Below are 7796 nucleotides of genomic sequence, written 5' to 3'. Positions count from 1 at the left end.
CCAAACTTTGTAGGAGCTGCCGCAGGCTGCGATCTTTTGATGTTGTTACATCTGCGTCGCCATCCCCTCCACATTCATCGCCGCCTGGCGCAACGCCTCGGAGCGGGTCGGGTGTGGGTGACAGGTCAGGGCGATGTCTTCGGCGGAAGCGCTGAACTCCATGGCCACGCAATACTCGCCAATCATTTCACTGACGCTGGGGCCGACCAGATGCACGCCGAGGATTTCGTCAGTGCGTTCATCGGCCAGCACTTTGGCGAAGCCTTCGGTTTCGTGGTTGATTTTCGCCCGGCTGTTGGCGGTGAAGGGGAACTTGCCGACCTTATAGGCGCGGCCCTCGGCCTTCAATTGCTCCTCGGTTTTGCCGACGCTGGCCAGTTCCGGTTTGGTGTAGATCACGTTGGGAATCAACTCGTAGTTGACCTCGCCGGCCTTGCCGACGATCTGCTCGATGCAGGCCATGGCTTCATCCTCGGCCTTGTGCGCGAGCATCGGCCCGGACGTCACGTCGCCAATCACCCAGACGCCGGCGGCTTCGGTGCGATGGCCCTTGTTGGCGAGCATGCCGCGTTTATCCGTGGCGAGGCCAACGTTCTTCAACCCCAGGCCCTGTGTATAAGGTCGGCGTCCGATGGCTACCAGCACATAATCGGCCTCCAGCATTTCGGCGGTGCCACCTGCGGCGGGTTCGACGCTGAGCTGCACGCCGGTAGTCGAGGTGGTGGCGCTGGTCACTTTCGAACTCAACTTGAAGCTGATGCCTTGCTTGCTCAAGGAACGTTGCAGGGTTTTGCCTGCTTCGCCGTCGACGCCAGGACAGATCCGGTCGAGGAATTCGACCACCGTCACCTGCGCGCCCAAGCGCCGCCACACCGAGCCCAACTCCAGCCCGATCACGCCCGCGCCGATCACCACTAGATGCTTTGGCACTTCTGTCAGCGACAGGGCACCGGTGGAGTCGAGGATGCGCTTGTTATCGATTTCCACGCCGGGCAGGGGAGTGGGCTCGGAGCCGGTGGCGATGATGATGTCCTTGGCGCTCAGTTCGGTCTTGCCGCCCGTGCTGTCCGTCACCGTCACTTTGCCCGGTCCGTCGATGTGACCCCAGCCCTTGATCCAGTCGACCTTGTTTTTGCGAAAGAGAAACTCGATGCCCTTGGTCAACCCGGTCACGCTTTCGTCTTTCTGTTTCATCATCTGGAGAAGGTTGAGCGTCGGCTTGACCTCGATGCCCAGGTTGGCGAATTCCGCGCCCATGGCCGCGTCGTAGAGTTCGGAGGCGTGCAGCAACGCCTTGGAAGGCATGCAGCCGACGTTCAGGCAGGTACCGCCCAGGGTCGCGCGTCCTTCTACGCAAGCTGCTTTCAAGCCCAGTTGGCCGGCGCGTATCGCCGCGTTGTAACCGCCGGGGCCACCGCCCAGAATCACGACGTCATAAGTGCTCATGGATCTACTCCTGGAAAGGGGATCGGGAGGGGTAAAAGTAGTTCCTGGATAAAATTACGAACGTAATATGTGCGTTTTCACGCGTTTCGGTCAAGGCTTCAGCGAAGCGACAGGTTGGGCATCTTTAGATAGCGCAATAAAGTACGAAAATTTCACCGTTTTCGTTATATCGTAACGAATTGCCATGTGAGCAACGCTGAGCACTGGGGTGGTATGCAAGTCGATCTCGATGTAGAGGGGGCGCAGGTAGCGGAGCTGCCGCGCTTCCAGCAGGCGGTTTTTCAAGGGCGGCGCTTGCGTCTGTTCGCCATTGGCTTCGGTGCGCTGGTGGCAGTGGGGCTGGTGCTGGGGTTCTTTGTCGGGCTGTTTGCGCCGCAGTCACTTTGGCCGGCGCTGTTGTTCAACCAAAGCGCCGCGTTGCTGGTGTTGGTGGCTGGTCTGCAATCTGCCTGGTGGGTGGCGCAATGGCGAGCGCGGGCGATGAGTCCCGTGCTGCCGGTGGTTGTCGAGCAAGCAGTCGAAGCGCCGGCGGGTTGGTATGAACGGCTGCTGGATCGCATGGGCCAGCGCTGGCTGAACCTGATCAAACAAATCGGTGCGCCGACGTTGTGGTTGGGCGGTTGGGCTTTAGTGGCTTTGCTCGGCGTCAAACAGGTCTGGAACCTTGGTTTACCACCCGCAGCGCTGGGCTTGTCGGCCACTGTCGGCGCTGCCCTGGCGTTGTTGCTGGCTTTCGGTTTGCTGGTGCTGGAGCGCCAACTGGCTCAGGAAAACACGGCCGCGTGGCCCGAAGCCGGAGCATTGGCGCAGCTGTCTCGCGTATCGATCATCAGCCTCGTGCTCGGTGCGTTGTGCCTGTTGTTCGGCAGCGAAGCTTCAGTCTGGCCGGTGCGGCTGGCGGTGCTGATCGGCCTGCTGCCGGGTCTGGTCGCCGTGGAGTTGTTGTTGCGCGCCGTGTTGTCACTGTTCAGCCCTCGCCGTGAACAGATCGAACCGACGTTGCTGGCACGTAGCTTTGTCGCGGACATGCTGCGTTGGCCACCGCAACCGCTGCTGGCGTTGCAGCACGAACTGCACAACCGCTTCGGCATCGATCTGCGGCAGATCTGGGCATTCACTTACATGCGCCGGGCGTTTTTGCCGGTGCTGGCGGTGGTAGCAATCGTTGGTTGGTCCCTTACCGGCATCCACGAAATACCGTTGCAAGGGCGCGGTATCTACGAGCGTTTCGGCAAACCGGTGGTGGTGTTCGGCCCCGGTTTGCATGCAGGTTTACCTTGGCCATTGGGCCGGGTACTAAGCGTCGAGAATGGCGTGGTCCACGAGTTGGCCACCAGTGTCGGCGATGCTTCCACACCGATGCAGGTTGCCCCCGCCGAAGGCCCGGCGCCGATCACGGCCAACCGCTTGTGGGACGCCAGCCATGTGAACGACAAATCCCAGGTCATCGCCAGCAGCCGTGCCGACAAGCAGAGTTTTCAGATCGTCAACATGGACGTGCGCTTCGTCTACCGTATTGGCCTGAGCGATCAGGCAGCGTTGGCTGCAACTTACAACAGTGCGGATGTGCCGACACTGATCCGCAGCACCGCCAGCCGGATTCTCGTTCACGATTTCGCTTCGCGGACCCTCGACGGTTTGCTCGGTGAGGACAGGGTAGGGCTCGCTGAAGAAGTTGGCAGGGCCGTGCAGGCGGACCTGCAGAAGCTCGACAGCGGCGTGGAGATTCTCGCCACGGTGGTCGAAGCGATTCATCCACCGGCCGGCGCAGCCAATGCCTATCACGGTGTGCAAGCGGCGCAGATTGGTGCCCAGGCGTTGATCTCCCGTGAGCGCGGTGCGGCGGCCGAAGCCACCAACCAGGCGCAGTTGCAGGCCAGCATCGCCCGCGATCAGGCAACGGCCAGTGCCCGTGAAATCAACGCCAGTGCACAAGCGACGGACCTGAAATTCAGCGCCGAGCAAAAGGCTTACGCCAGTGCCGGTCAGGCCTTAGTGCTGGAGCAATACCTCAGTCAACTTTCTCAAGGCTTGGCCAACGCCAAACTGCTGATCCTTGATCATCGCCTGGGCGGCAGCAGCAATGCGCCGACCATCGACCTCCGTACCTTCACGCTGCCGGTTGACCCTGCGCCGTCGCGTCAAACCGCCCAGCCAGGAGCTGCCCATTGAGCCAGTCGCACACTCATGATCACGATGATCACGCCGGCCACGATCATGGCCATGGCGGGCATCACCACGGTCACCATCATCACCATCACGGTGATCCGCAAGAAGCCGGCCCGTTTCCCTGGCGGCGCATGGGTTGGGCAGCGTTGCTGGTGGCCTTCGCCGTTGCAGCCGCGAGCCTGGTGCAAGTGAGGTCGGGCGAGGCCACGGTGATTACCCGTTTTGGTAACCCGTCGCGGGTGCTTCTGGAGCCGGGTCTTGGCTGGCGTTGGCCCGCGCCGTTCGAAGCGGCGATCCCGGTGGACCTGCGATTGCGCACCACGTCCAGCGGTTTGCAAGACGTGGGCACGCGGGATGGTCTGCGCATCATCGTTCAGGCTTATGTGGCGTGGCAGGTGCAAGGCGATCCGGACAACGTGCAGCGCTTCATGCGCGCCGTGCAGAATCAGCCGGACGAAGCCGCGCGGCAGATTCGTACCTTCATCGGTTCGGCACTGGAAACCACGGCCAGCAGTTTCGATCTGGCCAACTTGGTGAACACCGACGCCAGTCAGGTGCGTATTGCCGATTTTGAAGCGCAGCTGCGTCAGCAAATCGATCAGCAGCTACTTACCACTTACGGCGTGCGTGTGCTGCAAGTCGGCATCGAGCGGCTGACATTGCCATCGGTCACGCTCACTGCCACGGTCGATCGCATGCGTGCCGAGCGCGAAACCATCGCTACCGAACGCACCGCCATCGGCAAACGTGAAGCCGCACAAATTCGTTCCGCCGCCGAGCGTGATGCGAGAATCGTGCAAGCCGACGCCACCGTCAAAGCGGCTGACATCGAAGCGCAGTCCCGCGTCGAAGCTGCACAGATTTACGGTCGTGCGTACGCGGGCTCGCCTCAGCTTTACAACCTGCTGCGCTCGCTCGACACCTTGGGCACGGTGGTCACGCCCGGAACAAAGCTGATTTTGCGCACCGATGCCGCGCCGTTCCGGGTGTTGGTTGACGGTCCGCCGAGCCTCGATAACAAGTCCGGATCGCAGCCATGAGTTTGGTTCCACGTGGAACAAATGAGCTGAGCAGCCCCTGGATTCAAGCCGGGCGCCTGGCCTTTCTTGCGTTGTACGCGGTCACGGTATTGGCCGCGTTGGCGTGGGCATTCTCCAATGTTCGGCAAATCGATCCGCAGAATCGCGCAGTGGTTTTGCACTTCGGTGCGCTGGATCGTATCCAGAATGCCGGACTGTTGTTGGCCTGGCCGCGACCTTTTGAGCAGGTGATTTTGTTGGCGGCAGCGGACCGGGTGATCGAGCGCAGAGTGGAGAATCTACTGCGCAGTGATGTGGCGTTACAGGCCGATCGCGTGGCCAGTTTTGCCACACCGATCAGCGATGCCCTCGCGGGCTCCGGTTACTTGCTGACCGGTGATGCCGGAGTGGTGCAACTCGATGTGCGGGTCTTCTACAAAGTTACCGATCCCTACGCCTTTGTACTGCAGAGTGAACACGTGCTGCCGGCACTGGATCGCCTCGTCACCCGCAGTGCTGTGGTACTGACGGCGGCGCGTGATCTGGACACCATTCTGGTTGCACGTCCGGAGCTGATCGGCGCCGATAATAAAGCGGCTGAAAGACGTGAACGCCTGCGCGGTGATCTGGTGCAAGGCATCAATCAACGGCTCGCGGAGTTGGCCGCAACCGGACAGGGGCTGGGGATCGAAGTGGCGCGGGTCGACGTGCAATCGAGTTTGCCCGGCCCTGCAGTGAACGCGTTCAACGCGGTGCTGACGGCCAGCCAGCAGGCTGACAAAGCCGTGGCCAATGCACGCACCGAAGCCGAGAAACTGACCCAGACCGCCAACGAGCAAGCCGACCGCACGTTGCAAGTCGCCCATGCCCAGGCGAGTGAACGGTTGGCCAAAGCGTCGGCTGACACGGCCACGGTATTGAGTTTGGCCAAAGCTCAACAACAAGGCACCGATCCGCAAATGCTGCTGCGAATCTACCGTGAGCGGATGCCGAAAATTCTGAATCAGGCTGGCTCGGTGACCACGGTCAATCCGAAAGACGATTCCCGCCTGATCATTCAGGGAGCTGCACAATGACTGCGCAAACCGCCGCTGCACCGAGCCTGTTGTCCTCTGCCGAACAACGCAGCGCCGCCCGCCAACTGACCTTGGCCATGCTCGCACTTGGCTTGTTGGCGCTCGGACTGGCCTGGCGCTGGTTGTCGCCGGAGCAGACCGGCGTCAGCCAATTGCTGCTGGGTTTTGCTTCATTGTTGGTGGCCGTGCCGGTTATGCGTTCGGCCTGGTACAGCCTGCGTTATCCGAGTTTGCACGGCATCACTGACCAGTTGATCGCGTTGGCCATGCTCGGTGCCTGGGCCACCGGCGATCTGCTCACGGCGGCCTTGCTGCCGATCATCATGATCTTCGGCCATGTGCTGGAAGAGCGCAGCGTGATCGGATCGCAGGAGGCCATTCATGCCCTCGGCAAACTGACGCGCAGCCACGCACGAAAGCTCCAGGCCGACGGTTCCATCATCGAAGTCGACAACGGCACGCTCAAGGCGGGTGACCATGTGGAAGTGCGCGCCGGTGATCGTGTACCGGCGGATGGCCGGGTTTTGTCCGGGCAGGCGAGTCTCGACACGGCTTCAATTACCGGCGAATCGGTACCGATGGAGGCCGGTGTCGGCATGTCGGTGTTCGGTGGTGCGATCAATCTCGATGGCTTGCTGCGCATCGAAGTGACCCGTACCGGCCACGAATCGACCCTCGGCAAAGTCATCGCGCTGATGCAAAACGCCGAGCGCTCCAAGCCACCGATCACGCGACTGCTCGAACGCTACGCCGGAAGCTACATGGTCCTGGTGTTGCTGCTGGCGGCGGTGACCTGGTTCATCACCAACGATGCCCAAGCCATGCTCGCGGTGTTGGTGGCGGCGTGTCCGTGTGCGCTGGTGTTATCGGCGCCGGCGACCGCGATCGCCGGGGTAGCGGTGGCAGCGCGGCACGGGATTCTGATCCGCAGTTCGGCGTTTCTCGAAGAGCTGGCGGACCTGACCTCGCTGGTGGTCGACAAGACCGGGACCCTGACCTTCGGCACGTTGCGCCTGCAATCGATTGACAGTCCGCTGGAGGATCGTAGCCACGTGCTGAAACTGGCCGCCAGCCTCGGTTCCGCCAGCAGCCATCCAGTTAGCCGCGCGTTGGCCGGGCTGGTAACGCAGGAGCACTTTCTGCTGCTCACGGATATTCATGAGCGTCAGGGGCTGGGCGTGGTGGCTATGACGGAGCAGGGCGAGGCTGCACTCGGGCGACCAGAACTGTTTGCTCAGTTACAGATTCCCACCTCTGTCATTCCCGAACACGACGGCCCGATTGCCGGGCTGGCGCTCAACGGTGAATTCCTCGCCTGGCTGTTACTGGCCGACAGTGTCAAACCCGAAGCCAGGTTTGCCCTGAGCGAGTTGCGTGACTTGGGGTTGGGTCGGCAACTGTTGCTTACCGGTGACCGGCAAAGCGTCGCGCACACGCTGGCGCGGGATGTCGGCATCAGCGATGTCGAGGCGCAGGCCTTGCCCGAGGACAAGCTCAATCGCGTGCTGAAAGAAATCGGTAACGGTTTTCGGCCTATGGTGGTGGGCGACGGCATCAATGATTCGCTGGCCCTCAAGGCCGGTGTGGTCGGCGTTGCCATGGGCGCGGGCGGTGCGGATATCGCGTTGGCTTCGGCCGATATCGTGTTGATCGGCAGTGACTTGCGCCGCCTCGGCACCTGCGTGCGCTTGAGTCGACAGTGCCGGCACACCTTGCAGGTCAACGTGATTATCGGTCTGGGCTGGACGCTGGCAATCGTTGCCTTCGCGGCGTTTGGCTGGCTCGGCGCGGCGGGGGCGATGATTGCCGCGTTGCTGCATAACCTCAGCACTTTGTTGGTCCTGGGGAATGCCGGGCGCCTGTTGCGGTTTCAGGAGCCATTGCTCAAGCTAAAAGACGAGGCCTGAGTGAAGTGAGTTTTTAGAACTGTTTGCTGTGTTCGCAGTCATCTAGGGTGAGGACACAGCAGTTTTTTGTGGGTTCGTGAGGGTGTTTGCAGCCTTGGGGATCATAGAAAACGGCTATCAAATCGATAGCCTGCTATTTTTCAAGGATGGTCTACCCTCTCATCAGACGTCTGAAACAA

General features: G+C 61.3%; 5 protein-coding genes. 4 read left to right on the top strand and 1 reads right to left on the bottom strand.

Annotated elements, in window-relative coordinates; all coding sequences use genetic code 11:
* Positions 1 to 45: 45 nt before the first annotated feature.
* Positions 46 to 1446, bottom strand: coding sequence for a dihydrolipoyl dehydrogenase (gene lpdA / locus ACW9JC_RS13660; RefSeq protein WP_457455360.1), 1401 nt, complete (start codon positions 1444 to 1446; stop codon positions 46 to 48).
* A 213-nt stretch (positions 1447 to 1659) separates the two neighbouring features.
* On the opposite strand from lpdA, the gene hflK (ACW9JC_RS13655) reads away from it, so the two are divergent.
* Genes hflK (ACW9JC_RS13655) through ACW9JC_RS13640 form a run of 4 tightly spaced genes read left to right on the top strand, consistent with a single transcriptional unit; the run spans position 1660 to position 7617 of the window.
* Positions 1660 to 3618 carry a protease modulator HflK gene (gene hflK / locus ACW9JC_RS13655; RefSeq protein WP_457455361.1) on the top strand — a complete coding sequence of 653 codons (1959 nt, stop codon included), beginning with the start codon at positions 1660 to 1662 and terminating at the stop codon, positions 3616 to 3618.
* Complete coding sequence (gene hflC, locus ACW9JC_RS13650; RefSeq protein ID WP_338583944.1) at positions 3615 to 4655, top strand: protease modulator HflC; 1041 nt, start codon at positions 3615 to 3617, stop codon at positions 4653 to 4655. Before hflK (ACW9JC_RS13655) ends, hflC begins: the two co-directional genes overlap by 4 nt.
* Positions 4652 to 5710: a protease modulator HflK gene (hflK, locus tag ACW9JC_RS13645; protein ID WP_457455357.1), complete on the top strand. Its 1059-nt coding sequence runs from the start codon at positions 4652 to 4654 to the stop codon at positions 5708 to 5710. The genes hflC and hflK (ACW9JC_RS13645) overlap by 4 nt, the downstream gene beginning before the upstream one ends.
* Positions 5707 to 7617, top strand: coding sequence for a heavy metal translocating P-type ATPase (locus tag ACW9JC_RS13640; protein WP_457455355.1), 1911 nt, complete (start codon positions 5707 to 5709; stop codon positions 7615 to 7617). The genes hflK (ACW9JC_RS13645) and ACW9JC_RS13640 overlap by 4 nt, the downstream gene beginning before the upstream one ends.
* The last annotated feature ends 179 nt before the right edge of the window (positions 7618 to 7796 follow it).

The sequence above is a fragment of the Pseudomonas sp. SDO5591_S426 genome, assembly GCF_054070755.1.
This window is presented reverse-complemented; position numbering and strand designations above follow the sequence as displayed.